Raw genomic sequence first — 17437 nt, 5'->3', positions numbered from 1 at the left:
GGGGCAGGGGAGCATGCAAGTCAATCCACGACAAAGGCGGCGGAGCAGCCTGGCGAGCAGTTGAAAGGCGAGGAGAGTTGAACTAAGTTCAATGAACTAAGCTAAGGCCAGGCCATGCGAACCGTCAACATCCATGAAGCCAAGACACATCTTTCCCGCTTGGTGGAACGTGCCGCAAATGGCGAGCCGTTCATTATTGCCAGGGCGGGAAAGCCGCTGGTGAAAGTGACAGGACTGGAAGCGCCTGCCGCCGACGAAGCCGGTCGGCTGGGATTTCTCGGCGGCCGGTTCAGGATACCCGATGATTTCGACCGTATGGGAGAGGAAGAAATCGCGGAACTCCTCAGCGGCAAACAGTGAAGTTTCTCCTCGACACTCGGTTGCTGCTTTGGGCGGCGGACCAGCCCGATCATCTCTCAAAGGCGGCCCGCGAGATATTGGAGAACACCTCGAACGAGCTGATCTTCAGCGCGGCAAGTCTGTGGGAGGTCTCGATCAAGTCCGGGCTCGGCCGTGCGGATTTCCAGGCCGATGCTTGGGTTCTGCGCCGCGGGCTGCTCGATCACGGCTATGTCGAGCTGCCGATTACCGGCGCGCACGCCGTAGCCGTGCGTGCTCTGCCGTCCATCCACAAGGACCCTTTCGACCGTATTCTAGTTGCTCAGGCAATGGTCGAGGGCATCACGCTGCTGACCACCGACACATATGTGGCGGAGTACCCCGGACCGGTGCAGCGGGTGTAGCCAGGATGCCGGCCTAAAACGGCGGCACCTCCACACCCGTCGGCAGCACCGCCATCGCCTTGAAGAGTGTGCCCATCTCGTGAAGTCCCGCGAGCCTTTCGACTTCGCCGCGGATGCGCTCCTGCTCCTGCGGGTCTTTGCCGGCGCCGAGCCGGCCAGCGCGTTCCAGAAGCCCCAGCCCCAGCAGGAATTCGCCCTGCGTCATCAGCCGTGTGACGAGCCCGTGCGTCCGCGCAACCTGGCCCAAGGCGGAAAAATCCACATGGGCCGTCAGGTCCGCTTCGCCGGGATGTGCCAGAACATCGTCAAACGCATGGCGCCGCACGGCCTGCAGCGTCTCGCCCAAGGCGGGGCCTTCGTAGCCGTAGTCGATGAAAAGTCCTGCGCCGCCCGCTCGCGCCAGACGTTCCGCGATCATGTCCATCAACGCTTCCCGGGCGGGTGCTGTCTCGAAGATCGTGCCTTCCGGCGCTTTCTCCGCATCCTTCGGCAGGAGCGAGGGATCGGGTGCGCCCGGGCCGGCCTTGAAAGCGAGCGCCCCGTCATCGGTCTGCCCCACCTTGCGCTCGCACCAGCCGGCAGGCACCTTTACATACTGTTTTACCGGCACGGCGTCAAAAAGCTCGTTGCCGGTGATGAAGAGCGGTCCTTCCGGCAGGTCGTCCACCCGGGAGAACCATTCCGGTGCCGCCGGCGCCTCCACGAGCGTCTCCTTCTGGACCGCCGCAAGACGGGGGCTCGTCTCGACCATCGCAAAGCGATGCGCGGCCACGAAATTCGGATCGAGACGGGAGAGGGTGCGCAGCATGTCCTTCATCAAGGTGCCGCGGCCGGGCCCGATCTCCGCGAAGACCGCATGGCCGGGCGCGCCGCAGGCCTTCCAGGCGGTGTAGAGCCAGACGGCGAGAAGCTCGCCGAACATCTGGCTCACTTCCGGTGCGGTGGTGAAGTCGCCGGTAGCGCCGAAGGGCTCGCGCGTCGTGTAGTAGCCGTCCTGCGGGTCGAACAGGCAGAGCGCCATATAGACGTCCACACCGATCGGCCCCGTGGCCTCGATGAGGCGCTGGATTCGCTGGCTTAGTCTGCTCATGTCTCCTGCCGCGCCGCCGCCGGCGCGCGTGCCGTCAGCATCGCCCAGACGCCCGCCGCCACCATCGGCATCGAAAGCACCATGCCCATGGTCAGCCAGCCGCCTGCGAGATATCCGAGCTGTGCGTCCGGCACGCGGAAGAACTCCACGAAGATGCGCGCCAGCCCGTAGCCGCAGATGAAGGCCCCGCCCACGAAGCGCGGCGTCTTGAGCTTCAGCCCGCTATGGGTCAGGAAACGCAGGACGAGGAAGAGCACCAGGCCTTCGAATGCGGCCTCGTAGAGCTGGCTCGGGTGACGCGGCAGCGGCCCGCCATCGGGGAAGACGACACCCCAGGGCATGTCGGTCGGCCGCCCCCACAGCTCCGAATTGATGAAGTTCGCCACCCGCACGAGCCCGAGGCCCACGGGCGTGCCCGCCGCGATCGTGTCGAGCATGCTCCAGGGATTGATGCCGCGCTTGAGTGAGAACAGCACCATCGCCGCGATCGTGCCCAGCATGCCGCCGTGGAAGGACATGCCGCCCTGCCAGATTGCGAAGACGTCGAGCGGACTGGCAAGATAGCGCGGCAGGTCGTAGAAGAGCACGTAGCCGAGCCTTCCCCCCAGCACGACGCCGGCGGCCGCCCAGATGACGAAATCGTCGAGATCCTCGGGTTTCATGGGCGGTGTGTCGTTCGCCCAGAGCCGCGGCGTGCTCACGAGCCGCTTCGCATACCACCAGGCAAAGAGGATCCCCGCGACATAGCCAAGGCCGTACCAGTGGACGGCGAGCGGGCCCAGCCGGAAGATCACCGGATCGATGTCGGGAAAGGGCAGGGCGGTCAAGGGCAGGAGTAGATAGTCGATCAAGCATGCCTCCCGTCGATTGACCCTGGTCGCGGCGCGAAGCTATGCGAAACCATTGTGGCGCGGTCAAGCCCGCTCCATTCAGGAAGCCGCTTGCATTCGCCGCCGGGTCGTCTTACCTCAAACGGGATCAGGAGCACCGACATGACCAACGGCCCCAACCGGATTCTCGACGAATTCGCCAAGATGGTGACGGACGCGGCCGGTGCCGCCCAGGGCGTGCGCCGAGAGTTCGAGACCATGTTCCGCTCGCAGACGGAGCGTATCCTCAATTCCATGGATCTCGTGCAGCGCGAGGATTTCGAGGCCGTGCGCGAGATGGCCATCAAGGCGCGCGAGGAGAACGCGGCCCTTCTCGACCGCATCGCGGCACTGGAGGCCAAACTCGCGGCAGGTGCGGCCACCGAAAGCGGCGAGAGCCCGGCTCGATCCACGCGCTCCAAAAAATAATTTCCGCTGCCGCCAGCCTGTGTGCAACCGCAAAAAATGCTGGCACCAGAGTCGGTTAGGCGGCACTCTGAATCGAGTGCGGAACGCGGCTATCCACACCGGAAGCGCAGGCCGGCAAAAAAGGACTGGTCACGCGTTGCGCGATCAATAGACTGAATTTGCTGCATGATTCGAAATCATGCGCCAGGCTGGGGCGGGCCTGTCGTGTGTCCTTGTGTGTTCAACTTCGCTCCGCTCAGTGTCGTACTCGGTCGCGTGCCTTGAACCGCATGTGTCACATGGCGGGCGTCGGACGGCGCTCCCCAAGAATGGGAAAGCAGATTTATGAGCCTTCTTGAATTCGACATGTCCCGCGGCGCCCATCCTGTGGACGTCATCGAGCATGTCGCCCACTCGAACGACTGGAGCTTCGAGCGCAACGGCGATGACGAGATCGCGATCTCCGTTGCCGGGACATGGACCGATTACCACGTTTCCTTTTCCTGGATGGAGGAATTCGAGGCGCTGCACGTCGCCTGCGCCTTCGACCTGAAGGTGCCCGAGCAACGTACGCTGGAGGTCATGCGCCTCATCTCGCTCATCAACGAGCAGATGCTGTTCGGCCATTTCGACCTCTGGGAGCGCGAGGGCGTCGTCATGTTCCGGCAGTCGCTGGTGCTGGCGGGCGGACTCGAGCCCACCGGCCAGCAGGTGGAGGTGATGCTCAACAGCGCGCTCGAAGCCTGCGAATGCTACTATCAGGCCTTCCAGTACGTCATCTGGTCGGGCACGGGCGCGCAGGAAGCGCTCAACAGCGTGCTGTTCGAGACCTTCGGCACTGCCTGAGGCTTACAATGGAACGGGCGCCGGAAATCGTCTATGCCGACTTCGAAAAGGTCGACATCCGGGTGGGCACGGTCGTCGAGGCCGAGCCCTTCCCGGAGGCGCGCAAGCCCGCCATCAAGCTGAAGATCGATTTCGGGCCGGAACTCGGCATCAAGAAATCGTCCGCCCAGATCACCGTCCACTACACGCCGGAACAACTCGTCGGTCGACAGGTGATGGCTGTCGTCAACTTCCCGCCGCGCCAGATCGGCAAATTCATGTCGGACGTGCTCACTCTCGGTTTCGCTGACGAGCAGGGCGCGGTCGTGCTCGCATCCGCCGACAAGCAGGTGCCCAACGGCAGCCGCCTGCATTAGCAGGACGCGGGCAGATTGTGCCCTTGGCGCACAATCCTCTTCCAGAGCATCGAACGGCCTGGGACGCGCCGATACGTCATTTCCGTGGGAGAGCCGCCCTCCGGCCCCTATATAACAGCCGGTGCGTCGGGAAGACGCGGCAAAGGCAGGGAGTGGCGATTGGAAACCAACATCGAACTGACGGCGAGCGCCCGGCTCTTTGCGGAGCGGGCGGGGCTTCTCGACCGGCTGGAAGCGTTGCGGCTCGGCGAATGGGTGGCCAAGGGCGATCTCGTCGAACTCACCGGCGCCGGCAAGCCGGAGACCTTCGCCGTGCTCGCGCGCCACATCCGCGCCGGAAAGGACGGCCGCTGCACGCTCGTCCTGCTGCTCGACCATCCGATCCGCTCGGCATAGGGCATTCGGCGCCGGGCGTGACCGCCCGGGCCTGTCGCGAACACCTGTCTTCGCACGTTCCGCTGCCCGGCCGCGCGACCCTGCGGTCACTGCAAGGTGACCAAGTGCGGAATTCGTGCCTCCTTGCGTCGTGTCGGCAGGTATCTATTTTCGCCCCGGTATCCTGCATATACCGCCCCGGGTCGGGTCCTCCCAAGCCGGTCTGGAGCGGTCCAGCTTTGAGGAAATTCTATGTCACTTAAGCTCAATGTCGTTATCGGCAGCACCCGTCCCGGCCGCGTCGGACCGGCCATCGCCCAATGGTTCAAGGATTTCGCGGCGGCGCACGGCAAGTTCCAGGTCGAACTGGTCGATCTCGCCGATTTCCATCTGCCGCTTCTCGACGAGGCGTCGCATCCCAGGCTGCAGCAATACGAGCATGAGCATACCCGCCGCTGGTCGCGGAGCGCGGCATCGGCCGATGCCTTCGTGTTCGTCACGCCGGAATACGACTATTTCCCGCCCGCAAGCCTCGTGAACGCGGTGCAGGCCCTCAATCTCGAATGGGCCTACAAGGCCGCCGGCGTGCTGAGCTATGGCGGCATCTCCGGCGGCCTGCGCTCATCGCAGGAACTGCGTCAGCTTCTCGCCAACGTAAACGTCCACGCCCTGCCGCAGGTGGTTCCTGTCCCCATCTTTCCTCAGTTCATCAACGACGAGGGCGAGTTCCGCCCCAACGAGCAGATGACCGATGGCGCGAAAGGCATGCTCGACGAGTTGCACAAATGGGCGACGGCGTTGAAGACACTCCGGCAGGATCAGGAAGAGCGGCAGAACGAGGCCGCCTGACCGCGAGCACATGCTCGCCGATTCGTGGGCCGAAGCGGCAGCTTCGGCCCTCTTCCTGTACGCCGACACGCCCCCTCAATCGAGATAGCGAAAGCTCTCCGCTCCATCGAAATGGCGAATCCGGATATGGGCGATCGCCGCCGGATCGATCAGCCGCGCATTGACCGCCATGTGGCTTGCGCTCACCTTTTTCACCGGCTCCCAATGAGTCGTACAGCCGCAGATGGGGCAGTGGTGGAATTCCAGGTTACGGTCGCCCCAGGCATAAGGGACCGTCTCGCCGGCGCCTCGTAGAAAGGTCACCTGGCTCGGATGGTAATAGCCCCACAACGTTCCCAGCCGTCGGCAAACAGAGCAATTGCAATCGCATAACCAATCGGGCTCTGCCGACACGTGAACCTTGACGGCGCCGCAATGACAGGTTGCTTCAAGCATGTCTCGCCTGCCCTCCTTCAAGCCGGCACGCGCACCACGACGCGCAGACCGCCGAGCGGCCCATCCTCCAGCATGATATCGCCGCCGTGGCTGCGGGCGATGTCGCGCGCGATGGAGAGGCCGAGACCGGTGCCGCTTTCATCCTGGTTGCGGGCCTCGTCGAGCCGCACGAAGGGCTTGAACACCTCCTCGCGCTTGTCCTCGGGGATGCCCGGGCCGTCGTCGTCCACCGTGACCAGCAGTGTTCCGTCGCGGTGGCGCGCCTTCACCTCGACGCGTGATGCATAGCGGAACGCGTTGCTCACCACGTTGGAAAGCAGGCGCGAGAAGGCGTTGGGGCGCACATGCACCTCCGCCTTGCCGGAAAGCGAGGAGGAGAAGGCACAGCCGCGCATCCTGGCCTCATCCTCCATCTTGGCAAGGAAGGCGGCGAGGTCGAAGCTGCCGGCTTCCTCCTGCGCCTCGCCGCGCGCGAAGGCGAGATAGCCTTCCAGCATCAGGCGCATCTCCTCGATGTCCTGGTCGAGCGCCTTGATGTCGGACTTGTTGCGCGCGAGGGCGAGCTGCAGCTTGAAGCGCGTCAGGATGGTCCTCAAATCATGGGATACGCCGGTCAGCATGGCCGTGCGCTGCTCGATCTGGCGCTCGATACGTTCGCGCATCAGCAGGAAGGCGCTGCCGGCGCGGCGCACCTCCTCCGCTCCGCGTGGGTGGAAATCGCTAGTCGGCCGCCCCTTGCCGAAGCTCTCGGCGGCTTCCGCAAGCTGCAGGATGGGGCGGATCTGGTTGCGCAGGAAGGCCACCGCGATCGCGATCAGCACCAGCGAGGTGCCCACCATCCACAGAAGGAAGATATGTGTGTTGGAGGCATAGGCCTGGCTGCGCCGGGCGAAGACGCGCAGCACCTTGTCCTCGAGCTGGATGCGGATCTCGACGATGTTGGAATCGCCCACCGTGTCCAGCCAGAACGGCCGGTTTATCTGTCGCGTGATCTCCTCGCTCAACGTCTGGTCGAGGATGGAGAAGAAAGGTTTGGGGCCCGGCGGGGGCAGGGGATCGGGCGGCTCGATGCTGATCCTGAGCGCCAGCCGTTCCTGCGCGATGCGGATGACATTGGCGTAATTGTCGTCCTGCGGGTACGTCTCGATGATGTCGATGACAGCGGCGATGTCGCGGGTGACGGCCTGGGAGAGACGCTGCGTCACCGTCTGCCAGTGGCGCTCCATGAAGACGAAGGCGACCACGGACTGCAGCAGGATCATGGGTGCGATCACGATGATCAGCGAGCGCGCGTAGAGCCGCTTGGGCATGTAGTGCGACACGACCCGCCAGAAGCGCCGCCAGCCGCGGCGTATGACGATGGCCGCGCGGCGCAGGCGGGCCGCTCCTTCGCTGCCCTCGGACCATGGGAGATCGTATTTCGCCATTCGCACCTTCCGTTTACCCACCGAGACGAGGCGGCCCGGCAGTCTAGCCGCCTTTGCCTATAGCGTCACGGCGAGGCGAAATCGATCTGGCGGTGCATGGCGGATATGGATATGGACCAGCTCTCGGCAGAGGGAGGGGCATCATTCGGTCGCTGGACCCGGCTGCCGCTCCTCCTCTGGCTCCAGGCGCGTGGCCTATTCCACGGGATCGTAGGAAAGGCTCCAGCCGGGCGAGCAAATCCAGCACCTGGCCGGATCGGCCGGCCGTCGCCAGACAAGACTGCGTACGAATTCCGCACCCGAGCGCCGAAAGGCGTTTTGCAGCCTCTCTTGCTCCGCCTCGTCCGAGACGCCCGCACTGCCATCCGCATGAATGAAATAGGCAGCGCAGATGTGGAATGCGCCGAAGCCGGAATCCTTTCGCTCCACGAGGAAGGCCGCGCCGTGCCTTGAGAAGCGGGGACCTGCCGGCCGGAACGGCTGGCCCGGCACGCCGAGAGGGAAAACAAGGCGTCCGCCCGGGGCGAGGTGCTCGATCCAGCGCTCCTGCGGAGCCAGGACCGCGAAGTTCACATAGATGCGGTCGGCCGGTTCCCGCGGCCATGCCGCGGCATCGTCGACGACGACCTCGACATTGGGGAAATGGCTGAGAGCCGTGCGCGCGGTGCGCGCCAGCACCTCATCGATTTCGACTGCGATCACGCGGCCCTGAGGTCCGACGAGCTCTGCAAGAATTGCGGAATAATAGCCGGTGCCCGCGCCCAGGTGGACCACGGTCTGTCCCGGCCTCGGCGAGAGTGCGTTCAGAAGGCGCGCATGAAGCGATGGGCCGCCATTGTTGACGCCGCGCCATGAAGACAGCACGAACAGGACATCCTGATAGGCATAGACCGGATCGTTCGACGGGAGATTGGCCGGCGCCGTCGTAAAGTCGACGATCTTCCAGGGTTCCGATCCAAGGAAATTCTCGCGCCGCACCGTGCGGAAGGCGTGTTCGAGCGCGGCATTGCCGGCAACGCCGGCGACAGCAAGGATCTGCCGCGCAAAGGCAGTGCGCACCATTGCAAGTTCTTCCTCGGTCATGGCCTCCATGCCTATGCGAGAAGTCGGTCGTGGAGATTACTGCGCAATCTTGAAAAGACTGCAACCGGTCGGGAAAACGGATTCGGCGCCGCAGTTCTGTTCCACCCTCAGGCGACAGGCGACGTCGCGCACGGCTGCCGCCGGGCGGGAATGCTGGACCGCGTCCGCCGTACAGGAAGGGAACCAATCCGCCGCGACGGCACTTGGGAAGCAGTTGCAGAGACGTGTCATGAACAAGCAGAAGACATTTCCCGCCCTTCTCGTGGCGGCCGGTGCGGCGGGCATGGTGGTCCTGCTCGCGGTCATCGGGCTGCTGGTCGTCTACACGGGCGCCTATAACGTCGCCGCAACGGAGGAGCACCTGTCCCCGACCCGCTGGGCGTTCGACACGACGCTCCGCAGTTCGGTCGAAAGCCGCGCGGAGGGCGCTGCTGCGCCGGAGAACATCACGCAGGAGATGATCGCGGCGGGCGGGGCTGAGTACAAGGCCGCATGCCAGCACTGCCATGCCGGCCCGGGCGTGGAACGGGCGGAATGGGCAAGCGGCATGCGGCCGAGACCTCCCCATCTCACCGAGGCTGCCGCCGAATGGGAGTTCCAGGAGGTCTACTGGCTCGCCAAGCACGGTATCAAAATGACGGGCATGCCAGCCTTCGGGCCGACACATGACGACCAGACGCTCTGGAGCATTGCCGCCTTCGTCAAGCAACTGCCGGCGATGACCCCCGAGGAATACGCTGCCATCGGAGACTCCGCCGGAGAAGGCGGGACCGGAGGCGGGCAAGCGCACTGACTTGGTGACGAGAACGATGCAGATGTCTTACTGGCGCTTCGCTGCTATGATCGCCACGTCCACGGTGGTCATGTATGGGCTCATGTACCTGAACACCTATGCGCTGGAGCACGTGTTCTGGAGCGAGACGCGCGCCTGGATGGCCCTGCTGATGGGCGCGACCATGGCGGTCATCATGCTCGCCTACATGCTGGGCATGTACAAGAAGAGGGCGGTGAACCTTGCGATCTTCGGCGGCTCTGTCGCTCTCTTCGCTCTTTCGCTCTGGCTGGTGCGGAGCCAGGCCACCATCGGGGACATCGAATACATGAAGGCAATGATCCCGCATCACTCGATCGCGATCATGACGAGCGAGCGGTCCCAGATCTCCGACCCGCGCGTGCGCAAGCTGGCGGACGAGATAATCGAGGCACAGGAGCGGGAGATCGCCGAAATGAAGTACCTTATCCGCGATCTCGAGGCGCGGGACTGATGCGCTCTCGCTCCTCCCGAGGGTTGGCATCCCTTCTCGCGCTCATCCTCGCATCCGGCCTCTCCGCGTGCGGTGAGAGTGACGCGCCGGACGATGAGCTCCACCCGGTCCGCTCCCACGAGGTCCCACGCGTCGTACCGGCAGGCGAAGCCGTGTCCGGCCTGCACATCCCGACGCTCGATCCCGAGACGATGAACGACGCTGAGGTTTCCGCGGCCATCGGTCCGGGCTCCCGCTGTGAATTCCGGTACACCAGTTACGGCAGACCCATACTGGCCGTGAAGGCCACACCGGACGGGGCGGCGGAAGGAGCGGTCAAGCTCGGCGGGAATCTGGTGGTCCTGAGGTCGCCGTCGAGTTCCGGCGAATTGCTGTTCTCCGCCGATCAGGTGCGGATGAGCCTGTTGCCGGATGGAGAGGCAAGTCCCGGCGAGACGCCGGAAGAGGCGACGTCGGTCTTCGAGGTGGGCGATAGTCTACGGGTCGGATACCGCGGATACTATCGGTGCACCGGGTGATCCGGACGGCGCATTCCGAGCGTGATACCCGGTGCGCCCGCTCAGAGAATCAGTACCGCAGAGCTGCCGTTCCCAACGGTAGAGGACATCCGGCTCGCGCTCTTCGTTGTCGTCGCCGTCGGTTTCGCGGATCGCCCTAAAGCCTCGTGCCTCGTAGAACTGTCGCGCGATGGCGTTTTTCTGGAATGTCCAAAGCTGCAGGCTGGGCGAAGCCGCTTTTGCCGATTTCAGGAGGGCGTCGCCTGCGCCCTTACCCCGATGTTTCGGCAGGATGTAGAGGTGGTCGATCCAGCCTTCGCGGAAGGCGATGAAACCGACAATGCCGCTCCCGATTGCACCCCATACTTCGCATTCCGCGAAGACACGGTCTCGGAAGAAACTGCGATCCTCTTCCGGAGTGTGGAGACCTGCCAGCCAGGGCAGCCGCTCGTCGAACGCGGTGCGAAGGATGATTGCGGCGTGGTCCATTTCGTCCAGAGAGAGGCGACGCAGTCGATGTTGCATGCACTGCCTCCGGCGCTGCCCCCTACTCCACGCTCAGGCGATAACCGATGCCGCGCACGGTCTGCAGCCAGATGGGATTGGCCGGGTCGCGTTCGATCTTGCGGCGGAGCCGGTTTATCTGCACGTCGATCGTGCGCTCGCCCACCTCCGAGTCCTCGCCCACCAGTTCGTGCCGCGGGATCGTCTCGCCGGCGCGCTCGGCGAAGATGGCCATGATCTCGCGCTCGCGCTCGGTGAGCTTCAGCAGCTCGCCGGCGCGCTTCAGCTCCCGTCGGGTGATCTGGAAGGTGTAGGGGCCGAACACGATCTGCTCCAGCTTGGGCGTGGTGGGTTGCCCGCCCCGGCGCAGGATGTTGTTCGCCCGCAGCACCAGTTCGCGCGGATCGAACGGTTTCGCAAGATAGTCGTCGGCGCCAGCTTCCAGCCCGCTCACGCGGCTGTCGGTCTCCGAAAGCGCCGTCAGCATGAGGATCGGCACGTCGCGCTCGCCGCGCAGGCTCTTCGTCAGCGTCACGCCGTCCTCGCCGGGCATCATCACGTCGAGGATGATCAGATCGAAGTCGAGCCCGGCAAGCTTGCGGCGCGCCTCGGCGGCATTGGCCGCCACGCTCACCCGGAAACCCTCCTCGCTCAGGAAGCGCTTCAGCAGCGTGCGGATGCGTGTATCGTCGTCGACGACGAGCAGATGGGGCGCATCGTCCGACGGCGCGTTGACCTCTGCGCCCAGTTCCTCGTGCGTCATCATGGTTTTGTCCCTCCCTCACCCACGTGGCCATTGCCCGCCGTCCGGTCGAGCTGCACCCTGAGTTCCGAATTCACCATTGCCCTCAAGAACCGTTCCAGAGCGGCTCGATCGCTGATTCCGGCCTCCTCCAGTGCAGAATGGATGCGGCGGGACTGTGGCAGCGCCAGCTCCACCGCAAGGGCGTGCCCCTTCTTCGTCGCGTAGAGCTCGCGCTGGCGGCGGTCGCGCGGACCTTGCACCTGCACGATATAGCCGGTGTCGATGAGCTGCTTCAACACGCGCGCCAGGCTCTGCTTGGTGATCCTGAGGACCTCCAGCAGTTCGGCGACGGTCAATCCCGGCCGGCGGTTCACGAAGTGCAGCACCCGGTGATGCGCGCGCCCGAAACCGTAGCTTGCGAGGATCTCGTCCGGATCGGACGTGAAGTCCCGATAGGCGAAGAAAAGCAGCTCGATCAGGGTGAAATCGAGGTTGTCGGCCACCGGCTGCGGCTCATGGTGTTCCGTCGGCTTCATGGGGCTTTTCATCGCTCTTATCCAGGCTGCCCAAAATTACGTCAGCCATATTGACATATTTTAGGCAGCTTTGTAATTTCTGCCAAGCTTTTCGCCTTATAGCGAACAAAAAGAGCGTGTTGAGGTTGTTTTTTCGGAACTTTGCAAGGGTGTGCCTGCAGACCGGTACGGCCTAAAAGGTTTGCCTCAGGACGCAGTGTTCCGGCATAATCCGGTTTTCGCCCGGACTTCTTGGGCATTTTCAGGGCAACGGGGCCCGAAGGAGACTTAGGATGGCATCTGTTCCTTTCGACCAGCTTGACGGCTTTATCTGGATGAACGGCGAGTTCGTACAGTGGGCGGATGCCAGGATTCACGTACTCACCCACGGTCTCCACTACGCAAGCGCGGTGTTCGAGGGCGAGCGCGCCTATGGCGGCCAGATCTTCAAGCTGACCGAACACACGGAGCGGCTGCACGAATCCGCGCGCCTCATGGGCTTCCGCATCCCCTATACGGTGGCTGAGATCGATGACGCATGCCGCCAGCTTCTCGCCAAGCAGAACCTGCAGGACGCCTATGTGCGTCCCATCGCCTGGCGCGGCAGCGAGATGATGGGCGTTTCGGCGCAGAACAACCGCATCAATCTCGCCATCGCCATCTGGGAATGGCCGAGCTATTTCGATCCGGAGCAGCGCCTGAAGGGCATTCGCCTCGACATCGCTGAGTACCGCCGGCCGGACCCGCGTACGGCGCCGTCCAAGGCCAAGGCGTCGGGTCTCTACATGATCTGCACGCTCTCCAAGCATGCGGCAGAGGCCAAGGGCTACAACGACGCCATGATGCTCGACTGGCGCGGCCAGGTGGCCGAAGCCACCGGCGCCAACATCTTCTTCGTCAAGGACGGCAAGCTGCACACGCCCGATCCGGACTGCTTCCTGGATGGAATCACCCGGCGCACGGTGATCGATCTGGCGCGCCGGCGCGGCCTCGAAGTGGTCGAAAGGACGATCCAGCCGGAAGAACTCACGGATTTCGAGCAATGCTTCCTCACGGGCAGTGCCGCGGAAGTGACGCCGGTCGCCGAGATTGGGCCTCACACCTTCCAAGTCGGTGAAATCACTCGTCTTTTGATGAATGATTATTCCGAGGAAGTGCGTCCGCGCCAGCGGCTCGCGGCCGAATAGAACACGCCGCGCTCGCGCAGTCGTGCGCGGGCGCGAGCCCCTCCTTATTTGACTTTGGCCGGATTCGGCGTTTCATGGTGAGCGCCGGCACGAGGCCGGCTATTTGAGGAGAGGGCTAAGATGGAAGCATTTGTTCCCATCCTTGTTCAGGCCATATCCGGCGTTGTCGCCGGTGAGGCAGTTGGCGCAGCGTTCAAGAAAGCGGCGATGAGTCAGCTGCCGATCATTCTGAGCGGCATCGTCGGCGGCGTTGGGGGAGGCGCCTTGCTGTCTGGTATGGGTGGTGAGGCAGGCGCGTTGAGCGGTGTGCTTGGCCACGTGGTCGGGGGCGGCGCAGGTGGCGCCATCCTTACCGGCATCGTCGGCGCGATCATGAATTCCATGAAGAAGGCCTGACGCCTATTTGCCAATTGTTGCGGACGGGCGGCTTGGCCGCCCGTCCGTGTTTCAGGCAGTGGACTATAGGAGTGTGCGGTTCCGCCATTGTCTCACGGCGAAGCGCGATTGCCCTGTTTTCCCCTATTGCCTTATTGCCCCATTTCCCTATTCCCTTGTTCCATGAGTATCAGAGCCGGCATCATCCCCGTCACGCCGTTCCAGCAGAACTGCACCATCCTGTTCGACGAGGGGGAGAAGCGCGGTGTGGTGGTCGATCCGGGCGGCGAAGTGGACCGCATCCGCGAGGCCATCGAACAGGCGGGTCTTGCCGTCGAGGCGATCTGGCTCACGCACGGCCATATCGACCATGCCGGCGGCGCCATGGATCTGAAGGAAGCGCTCGGGGTGAAGATTCTCGGGCCCCATGAGGTCGACCGCGAGCTTCTCCTCAATCTTGAGGCGCAGGCGCGCATGTTCGGGCTTTCCGATCCTGTCCGTGACGTTGCGCCGGACCGTTTCCTCGATGAGGGGGAGGGTGTCTCCTTCGCCGGCCACGAATTCAAGGTGTTCCACTGTCCCGGCCATTCGCCGGGCCATATCGTCTTCTATAACGAGGCGGCGAAGTTCGCCCATGTGGGCGATGTGCTCTTCCACGGCTCCATCGGTCGCACCGATCTGCCGGGCGGCGACCACGCCGCGCTCATCCGTTCCATCAAGGAGAAGCTCCTGCCGCTCGGCGACGATATCGGCTTCCTCTGCGGCCATGGGCCGGGCGGCCGGTTCGGCGAGGAGCGGCGGACCAACCCGTTCCTGGTATAAGGGGAAAGCAGGCGAGGCTCAAAACAGCGCCCGAAGGCGCTGTTTTCCTTTGCCGCATACATGCGACGCCGGGCTGCTTCACCCGCTGATCTGTCAGCCGATATTGCAGAAGTGGCGGCGGCCGTCATAGCCCATATAGGTGCCCGACTCCGGATCGAAGCTGCGGTAGCGGATGCTGCAGGCGCGGTACCACTCGCGCGTCCAGGGCTCGGCGCCGTAGTGGACCGGGGCAGGCCGGTAGACGGGCGCCGGACGGTAATAGCCGGGGTCGCGATAGACAGGCGCCGGTCGGTAATAGGTTGGCGGATCGATATAGACCCGCTCCGTGCGTGGCTGCGCCAGCACGCCGCCCACGATGGCGCCGACGGCAAGGCCGGCGAGGCCGGCGGCGAGCTCGTCGCCGCGATCGCGATGATGGTGGCGCCGCCAATGGTCGTGCGCCTGGGCTGCCGGAAGCGCGGCGAGCGTGGTCGCCGCCACGGCGACACCGAGAATGGCACTCTTGAGGATCCGGTTCATCTTCGTCTCTCCTGTATCGCGCGATCGCCTGATCGAGCGCTGATGCCGGGATGCTATGATCCCTTAGCTGAACGGCATCTGAATGGTAAACGCGGCAGGATGTGGGCCGGGTTCCCGACCTCCGGTCACATTCGGGTGCGGTGTGACACAAAGCGAAGAAGACAAATAAAAACGCCGGCTCGAAAGCCGGCGCCGCGGAATTCTCCGGCCGCTCGGCGGCCGTCGGTCGATCAGCCGAGGGCGAGATTGACGGCCTTCGGTCCCTTGCCGCGCTTGTCCGGCTCGGTGTCGAAGGTCACCTTCTGGCCGTCCTCGAGGCCCGGCAGGCCGGAAGCCTGCACGGCGGAGATATGCACGAAGACGTCCTTCTGGCCATCATCCGGCGTGATGAAGCCGAAACCCTTGGCATGATTGAAGAATTTCACGATACCGCTCTGGGACATGGGAAGGGATCCTTTTCTCCCGGTCAATCAAAGTCTGCGGACCATAGTCTTTCGGGCTATGGCCCAGGGTTCCTCGGTCGTTTACTGGGGGAGAAGAAACAGTCAGCTCGCGTGCGATCCTGCCGGACTTCTTGTGCCACGCGACTTCCCGGAAGCCTTTCTCGTGTCTATTGCCGGGGCATGCTATTCCAGTCTCCGGGCCGGCAAATGCCCGAACGGCGAAAAGTTTCCCTCATTTTCTCATTTGCGGCAAGCGAAAGTTTTGTGTCGGACTTCGGCACGGGGCAGGGGCCTGATCGCCGCCGCCGCATAAGAAAAAGGCGCGGCAGGATGCCCGCCGCGCCTCTCGATCATCGGCCGCTCGAAAGCGGCATGCGGCTTATGCCGCCGAAAGGTTCACCGCCTTCGGGCCCTTGCCCATACGGTCCGGCTCGACGTCGAAGGAAACCTTCTGGCCGTCGACGAGCGAGCGCATGCCGGAAGCCTCGACAGCCGACACATGGACGAAGACGTCCTTCTGGCCGTTATCGGGCGTGATGAAACCAAAGCCCTTGGAGGCGTTGAAGAATTTGACCGTGCCGGTCTGGGACATGGGAAACTCCTTTTCCCGTTCGTAAAGTGGCGTCTGTACGGCCTGTACAGGTTCGCCGTCGCCGCGAGTTAAGATGTCGGGAAAAGGTCGTCCAAATAAGCGTCCAGTTCTCCGGGTCTGCAATCCCCGGGGCGTCACGCTTTATCGCATGGAAACGCGTCCGAAGCAAGGCTCGTCCTGGGCTTTCGGCTACACGCTACGCTTGAACCAGAAAGCTTCCGTGATGCGGTCCATGCCGATGCGTTCATAGAAGCGCACCGCATCGGGCACGGAAACCAGGAAGAGCGCCACCCGCGGCCCGATCTGCCGCCGCGCCTCCTCCAGCAGGCCCTTGCCGATGCCAAGTCCCTGCGCGGAGGCCGCGACGGCAAGCTCAGACACGTAGCAGCACCAGGCGGAATCCGTCACGCCGCGCGCCACGCCCACCAGCGGCTTTCCCGGCTGGTCGAGCCTGGCGGTTATGATCAGGCCAGCCTGTTCGAGCATGGTCTTAAGCCGCGCCTCGTCATCGACCGGGCGCATCGCGCCGAGGCCGGATTCGACGAGCACGCGGCGGAACTCAGCCACCTCCAGTTCCTGTTCCCGTGCGTAGATGACATGGGGCCGTTCGCTCATGGATGCAGATTGTATGATAAAGAACCGTCTGGAAAGGGATTTCCGCTACCGCAGCAGCGACCGGCCCGTGGGCGAGAGCCGCGATATCGTGAGCGGCGCATTGGCGTGTCCGCCGAAGCCGTCCGCCATCGCTTCCTGCCAGCCTCGCGAGGCATGGAGATGTGCGGAGAAGGCCCGCTGCGCGGCTTCGTCCTCGAAGCGCGCGATCCACACGAAGACGCGTTCCTTCCCGCGCACCGGCAAGCGGGGAAAGGTGTTTTCGCTTTCCTCGGTCACGAGACACGTGCCCTCGGCCGCCCCCGCGTCCATGAGGACCGGCAGAAGCGTGCTCGCAAAATAGGCGGGGAAGGCGTCCGCCCGGTGCGGTGCCAGCGGGAACACGGAGACCGTGAAAACCGCCGCCGTCTTGTCCGGGGCGCCCCACGCCGACCGTTCGCGACCGTCCAGCGCGAAAGCCGCTCCGTCGGCCGCCGGCCGCAGGAGCAGCACGTCGTCGAAGCGGTTCATGGTGGCGTTGGCGGCATTCCGGTGCTCCGCCCAGACCGGCCCGCCATAGAAGGCTGTGAGCGCCGCCCTCCGGCTCTCCATGCCGGCAAAGCCGCGCAGCCACACGAAGTCATCGGGCCGGTCGAGGTCGCGGAACTGGCCCAGAACCGCCATGCCGCAAGCTTCCTGGCTTTCCACCAGATGCCGGTCGAAGATGGCGATCAGGTCCTCGCGCTGGCCGGGATGGAGGAGATAGCGCCGCAGCTCCACCACGTTCTGGTGCGTCGGGGTTCCGGTCCTGCCGGATCTCACTTGTATGTCTGCGGTCATCGTCGGCTCCGTTTGCGCAGACAATGATAGCAGCCCACTCCTGTCAGCATGTCGTCAGGAG

At 64.0% G+C, this 17437-nt stretch carries 26 protein-coding genes; 13 read left to right on the top strand and 13 right to left on the bottom strand.

Annotated elements, in window-relative coordinates:
• The first annotated feature begins 114 nt into the window (after window positions 1–114).
• Both PVE73_RS17545 and PVE73_RS17540 read left to right on the top strand, forming a co-directional pair.
• Window positions 115–360: a type II toxin-antitoxin system prevent-host-death family antitoxin gene (locus PVE73_RS17545; RefSeq protein ID WP_277363476.1), complete on the top strand. Its 246-nt coding sequence runs from the start codon at window positions 115–117 to the stop codon at window positions 358–360.
• Entirely contained in the window at window positions 357–743 is a 387-nt protein-coding gene (locus PVE73_RS17540) for a type II toxin-antitoxin system VapC family toxin (RefSeq protein WP_277363475.1), read from the top strand. Before PVE73_RS17545 ends, PVE73_RS17540 begins: the two co-directional genes overlap by 4 nt.
• Window positions 744–756: 13 nt before the next feature.
• Here the strand turns inward: PVE73_RS17540 and PVE73_RS17535 are convergent, their stop codons facing one another.
• Window positions 757–1833: a class I SAM-dependent methyltransferase gene (locus PVE73_RS17535; protein WP_277363474.1), complete on the bottom strand. Its 1077-nt coding sequence runs from the start codon at window positions 1831–1833 to the stop codon at window positions 757–759.
• Window positions 1830–2684, bottom strand: coding sequence for a prolipoprotein diacylglyceryl transferase (lgt, locus tag PVE73_RS17530; RefSeq protein ID WP_277363473.1), 855 nt, complete (start codon window positions 2682–2684; stop codon window positions 1830–1832). Before lgt ends, PVE73_RS17535 begins: the two co-directional genes overlap by 4 nt.
• Window positions 2685–2825: 141 nt before the next feature.
• Here lgt and PVE73_RS17525 point away from each other — a divergent pair, with 141 nt between their 5' ends.
• The 5 genes from PVE73_RS17525 (at window position 2826) to PVE73_RS17505 (ending at window position 5536) form a co-directional block, all read left to right on the top strand.
• Complete coding sequence (locus PVE73_RS17525) at window positions 2826–3131, top strand: accessory factor UbiK family protein (protein ID WP_277363472.1); 306 nt, start codon at window positions 2826–2828, stop codon at window positions 3129–3131.
• A gap of 324 nt (window positions 3132–3455) precedes the next feature.
• Window positions 3456–3956, top strand: a complete 501-nt coding sequence (locus tag PVE73_RS17520; RefSeq protein ID WP_277363471.1) for a YbjN domain-containing protein — start codon at window positions 3456–3458, stop codon at window positions 3954–3956.
• 8 nt (window positions 3957–3964) lie between these two features.
• Entirely contained in the window at window positions 3965–4312 is a 348-nt protein-coding gene (locus PVE73_RS17515; protein WP_277363470.1) for a tRNA-binding protein, read from the top strand.
• 159 nt (window positions 4313–4471) lie between these two features.
• Complete coding sequence (locus tag PVE73_RS17510; RefSeq protein ID WP_277363469.1) at window positions 4472–4708, top strand: hypothetical protein; 237 nt, start codon at window positions 4472–4474, stop codon at window positions 4706–4708.
• A 231-nt stretch (window positions 4709–4939) separates the two neighbouring features.
• A complete protein-coding gene (locus tag PVE73_RS17505; protein ID WP_277363468.1) occupies window positions 4940–5536 on the top strand; it encodes an NADPH-dependent FMN reductase in 597 nt (198 codons plus the stop codon).
• A 75-nt stretch (window positions 5537–5611) separates the two neighbouring features.
• Here the strand turns inward: PVE73_RS17505 and PVE73_RS17500 are convergent, their stop codons facing one another.
• The 3 genes from PVE73_RS17500 to PVE73_RS17490 all read right to left on the bottom strand — a co-directional run bounded on the left by PVE73_RS17500 (window position 5612) and on the right by PVE73_RS17490 (window position 8481).
• Window positions 5612–5839, bottom strand: coding sequence for a glutathione-dependent formaldehyde-activating, GFA (locus tag PVE73_RS17500; RefSeq protein ID WP_277363467.1), 228 nt, complete (start codon window positions 5837–5839; stop codon window positions 5612–5614).
• Window positions 5840–5988: 149 nt separating this feature from the next.
• Window positions 5989–7398, bottom strand: a complete 1410-nt coding sequence (locus PVE73_RS17495) for an ATP-binding protein (protein WP_277363466.1) — start codon at window positions 7396–7398, stop codon at window positions 5989–5991.
• A 195-nt stretch (window positions 7399–7593) separates the two neighbouring features.
• Complete coding sequence (locus PVE73_RS17490; protein ID WP_277363465.1) at window positions 7594–8481, bottom strand: methyltransferase domain-containing protein; 888 nt, start codon at window positions 8479–8481, stop codon at window positions 7594–7596.
• Between the two features lie 229 nt (window positions 8482–8710).
• On the opposite strand from PVE73_RS17490, the gene PVE73_RS17485 reads away from it, so the two are divergent.
• The 3 genes from PVE73_RS17485 to PVE73_RS17475 are packed head-to-tail and all read left to right on the top strand — an operon-like array spanning window position 8711 to window position 10264.
• On the top strand, window positions 8711–9274 hold the full coding sequence (locus PVE73_RS17485) for a cytochrome c (RefSeq protein ID WP_277363464.1): 564 nt from the start codon (window positions 8711–8713) through the stop codon (window positions 9272–9274).
• Window positions 9275–9296: 22 nt separating this feature from the next.
• The gene (locus PVE73_RS17480) at window positions 9297–9746 is read left to right on the top strand and encodes a DUF305 domain-containing protein (protein WP_277363463.1); all 450 of its coding nucleotides are present in this window, start codon (window positions 9297–9299) and stop codon (window positions 9744–9746) included.
• Window positions 9746–10264 carry a DUF6692 family protein gene (locus PVE73_RS17475; RefSeq protein ID WP_277363462.1) on the top strand — a complete coding sequence of 173 codons (519 nt, stop codon included), beginning with the start codon at window positions 9746–9748 and terminating at the stop codon, window positions 10262–10264. The genes PVE73_RS17480 and PVE73_RS17475 overlap by 1 nt, the downstream gene beginning before the upstream one ends.
• Here PVE73_RS17475 and PVE73_RS17470 read toward each other — a convergent pair.
• The 3 genes from PVE73_RS17470 to PVE73_RS17460 are packed head-to-tail and all read right to left on the bottom strand — an operon-like array spanning window position 10223 to window position 12028.
• The gene (locus PVE73_RS17470; protein ID WP_346772374.1) at window positions 10223–10768 is read right to left on the bottom strand and encodes a GNAT family N-acetyltransferase; all 546 of its coding nucleotides are present in this window, start codon (window positions 10766–10768) and stop codon (window positions 10223–10225) included. The two genes, PVE73_RS17475 and PVE73_RS17470, sit on opposite strands and share 42 nt — an antisense overlap.
• 22 nt (window positions 10769–10790) lie before the next feature.
• Window positions 10791–11513 (bottom strand): response regulator transcription factor, encoded by a 723-nt coding sequence (locus PVE73_RS17465; RefSeq protein ID WP_277363461.1) that lies wholly within the window; start codon window positions 11511–11513, stop codon window positions 10791–10793.
• A complete protein-coding gene (locus PVE73_RS17460) occupies window positions 11510–12028 on the bottom strand; it encodes a MarR family transcriptional regulator (protein ID WP_277363460.1) in 519 nt (172 codons plus the stop codon). The genes PVE73_RS17465 and PVE73_RS17460 overlap by 4 nt, the downstream gene beginning before the upstream one ends.
• A 272-nt stretch (window positions 12029–12300) precedes the next feature.
• Here PVE73_RS17460 and PVE73_RS17455 point away from each other — a divergent pair, with 272 nt between their 5' ends.
• The 3 genes from PVE73_RS17455 to PVE73_RS17445 all read left to right on the top strand — a co-directional run bounded on the left by PVE73_RS17455 (window position 12301) and on the right by PVE73_RS17445 (window position 14391).
• The gene (locus PVE73_RS17455; protein ID WP_277363459.1) at window positions 12301–13194 is read left to right on the top strand and encodes a branched-chain amino acid aminotransferase; all 894 of its coding nucleotides are present in this window, start codon (window positions 12301–12303) and stop codon (window positions 13192–13194) included.
• A gap of 120 nt (window positions 13195–13314) precedes the next feature.
• Window positions 13315–13590, top strand: coding sequence for a hypothetical protein (locus tag PVE73_RS17450; protein WP_277363458.1), 276 nt, complete (start codon window positions 13315–13317; stop codon window positions 13588–13590).
• A 162-nt stretch (window positions 13591–13752) separates the two neighbouring features.
• Complete coding sequence (locus PVE73_RS17445) at window positions 13753–14391, top strand: MBL fold metallo-hydrolase (protein WP_277363457.1); 639 nt, start codon at window positions 13753–13755, stop codon at window positions 14389–14391.
• A gap of 93 nt (window positions 14392–14484) precedes the next feature.
• On the opposite strand, the gene PVE73_RS17440 is transcribed toward PVE73_RS17445, so the two are convergent.
• The 5 genes from PVE73_RS17440 to PVE73_RS17420 form a co-directional block, all read right to left on the bottom strand.
• Window positions 14485–14910: a BA14K family protein gene (locus PVE73_RS17440; RefSeq protein ID WP_277363456.1), complete on the bottom strand. Its 426-nt coding sequence runs from the start codon at window positions 14908–14910 to the stop codon at window positions 14485–14487.
• A gap of 230 nt (window positions 14911–15140) precedes the next feature.
• The gene (locus PVE73_RS17435) at window positions 15141–15353 is read right to left on the bottom strand and encodes a cold-shock protein (RefSeq protein WP_277363455.1); all 213 of its coding nucleotides are present in this window, start codon (window positions 15351–15353) and stop codon (window positions 15141–15143) included.
• A 379-nt stretch (window positions 15354–15732) separates the two neighbouring features.
• Window positions 15733–15945: a cold-shock protein gene (locus tag PVE73_RS17430; protein ID WP_277363454.1), complete on the bottom strand. Its 213-nt coding sequence runs from the start codon at window positions 15943–15945 to the stop codon at window positions 15733–15735.
• Window positions 15946–16134: 189 nt separating this feature from the next.
• Entirely contained in the window at window positions 16135–16560 is a 426-nt protein-coding gene (locus PVE73_RS17425; RefSeq protein ID WP_277363453.1) for a GNAT family N-acetyltransferase, read from the bottom strand.
• 45 nt (window positions 16561–16605) lie between these two features.
• Window positions 16606–17376 (bottom strand): NIPSNAP family protein, encoded by a 771-nt coding sequence (locus PVE73_RS17420; RefSeq protein ID WP_277363452.1) that lies wholly within the window; start codon window positions 17374–17376, stop codon window positions 16606–16608.
• Window positions 17377–17437 lie beyond the last annotated feature (61 nt).

It is taken from the genome of Chelativorans sp. AA-79 (genome assembly GCF_029457495.1).
In the GTDB taxonomy this organism is placed as follows: Bacteria; Pseudomonadota; Alphaproteobacteria; order Rhizobiales; family Rhizobiaceae; genus Chelativorans.
This window is presented reverse-complemented; position numbering and strand designations above follow the sequence as displayed.

Bases quoted from the DNA above. Each gene is read 5' to 3' on its own strand.
- PVE73_RS17545 (WP_277363476.1), top strand. From the start codon at position 115: ATGCGAACCGTCAACATCCATGAAGCCAAGACACATCTTTCCCGCTTG.
- PVE73_RS17535 (WP_277363474.1), bottom strand. From the start codon at position 1,833: ATGAGCAGACTAAGCCAGCGAATCCAGCGCCTCATCGAGGCCACGGGG.
- PVE73_RS17525 (WP_277363472.1), top strand. From the start codon at position 2,826: ATGACCAACGGCCCCAACCGGATTCTCGACGAATTCGCCAAGATGGTG.
- PVE73_RS17520 (WP_277363471.1), top strand. From the start codon at position 3,456: ATGAGCCTTCTTGAATTCGACATGTCCCGCGGCGCCCATCCTGTGGAC.
- PVE73_RS17515 (WP_277363470.1), top strand. From the start codon at position 3,965: ATGGAACGGGCGCCGGAAATCGTCTATGCCGACTTCGAAAAGGTCGAC.
- PVE73_RS17505 (WP_277363468.1), top strand. From the start codon at position 4,940: ATGTCACTTAAGCTCAATGTCGTTATCGGCAGCACCCGTCCCGGCCGC.
- PVE73_RS17495 (WP_277363466.1), bottom strand. From the start codon at position 7,398: ATGGCGAAATACGATCTCCCATGGTCCGAGGGCAGCGAAGGAGCGGCC.
- PVE73_RS17490 (WP_277363465.1), bottom strand. From the start codon at position 8,481: ATGACCGAGGAAGAACTTGCAATGGTGCGCACTGCCTTTGCGCGGCAG.
- PVE73_RS17485 (WP_277363464.1), top strand. From the start codon at position 8,711: ATGAACAAGCAGAAGACATTTCCCGCCCTTCTCGTGGCGGCCGGTGCG.
- PVE73_RS17480 (WP_277363463.1), top strand. From the start codon at position 9,297: ATGTCTTACTGGCGCTTCGCTGCTATGATCGCCACGTCCACGGTGGTC.
- PVE73_RS17475 (WP_277363462.1), top strand. From the start codon at position 9,746: ATGCGCTCTCGCTCCTCCCGAGGGTTGGCATCCCTTCTCGCGCTCATC.
- PVE73_RS17470 (WP_346772374.1), bottom strand. From the start codon at position 10,768: ATGCAACATCGACTGCGTCGCCTCTCTCTGGACGAAATGGACCACGCC.
- PVE73_RS17465 (WP_277363461.1), bottom strand. From the start codon at position 11,513: ATGATGACGCACGAGGAACTGGGCGCAGAGGTCAACGCGCCGTCGGAC.
- PVE73_RS17460 (WP_277363460.1), bottom strand. From the start codon at position 12,028: ATGAAGCCGACGGAACACCATGAGCCGCAGCCGGTGGCCGACAACCTC.
- PVE73_RS17455 (WP_277363459.1), top strand. From the start codon at position 12,301: ATGGCATCTGTTCCTTTCGACCAGCTTGACGGCTTTATCTGGATGAAC.
- PVE73_RS17450 (WP_277363458.1), top strand. From the start codon at position 13,315: ATGGAAGCATTTGTTCCCATCCTTGTTCAGGCCATATCCGGCGTTGTC.
- PVE73_RS17445 (WP_277363457.1), top strand. From the start codon at position 13,753: ATGAGTATCAGAGCCGGCATCATCCCCGTCACGCCGTTCCAGCAGAAC.
- PVE73_RS17440 (WP_277363456.1), bottom strand. From the start codon at position 14,910: ATGAACCGGATCCTCAAGAGTGCCATTCTCGGTGTCGCCGTGGCGGCG.
- PVE73_RS17435 (WP_277363455.1), bottom strand. From the start codon at position 15,353: ATGTCCCAGAGCGGTATCGTGAAATTCTTCAATCATGCCAAGGGTTTC.
- PVE73_RS17430 (WP_277363454.1), bottom strand. From the start codon at position 15,945: ATGTCCCAGACCGGCACGGTCAAATTCTTCAACGCCTCCAAGGGCTTT.
- PVE73_RS17425 (WP_277363453.1), bottom strand. From the start codon at position 16,560: ATGAGCGAACGGCCCCATGTCATCTACGCACGGGAACAGGAACTGGAG.
- PVE73_RS17420 (WP_277363452.1), bottom strand. From the start codon at position 17,376: ATGACCGCAGACATACAAGTGAGATCCGGCAGGACCGGAACCCCGACG.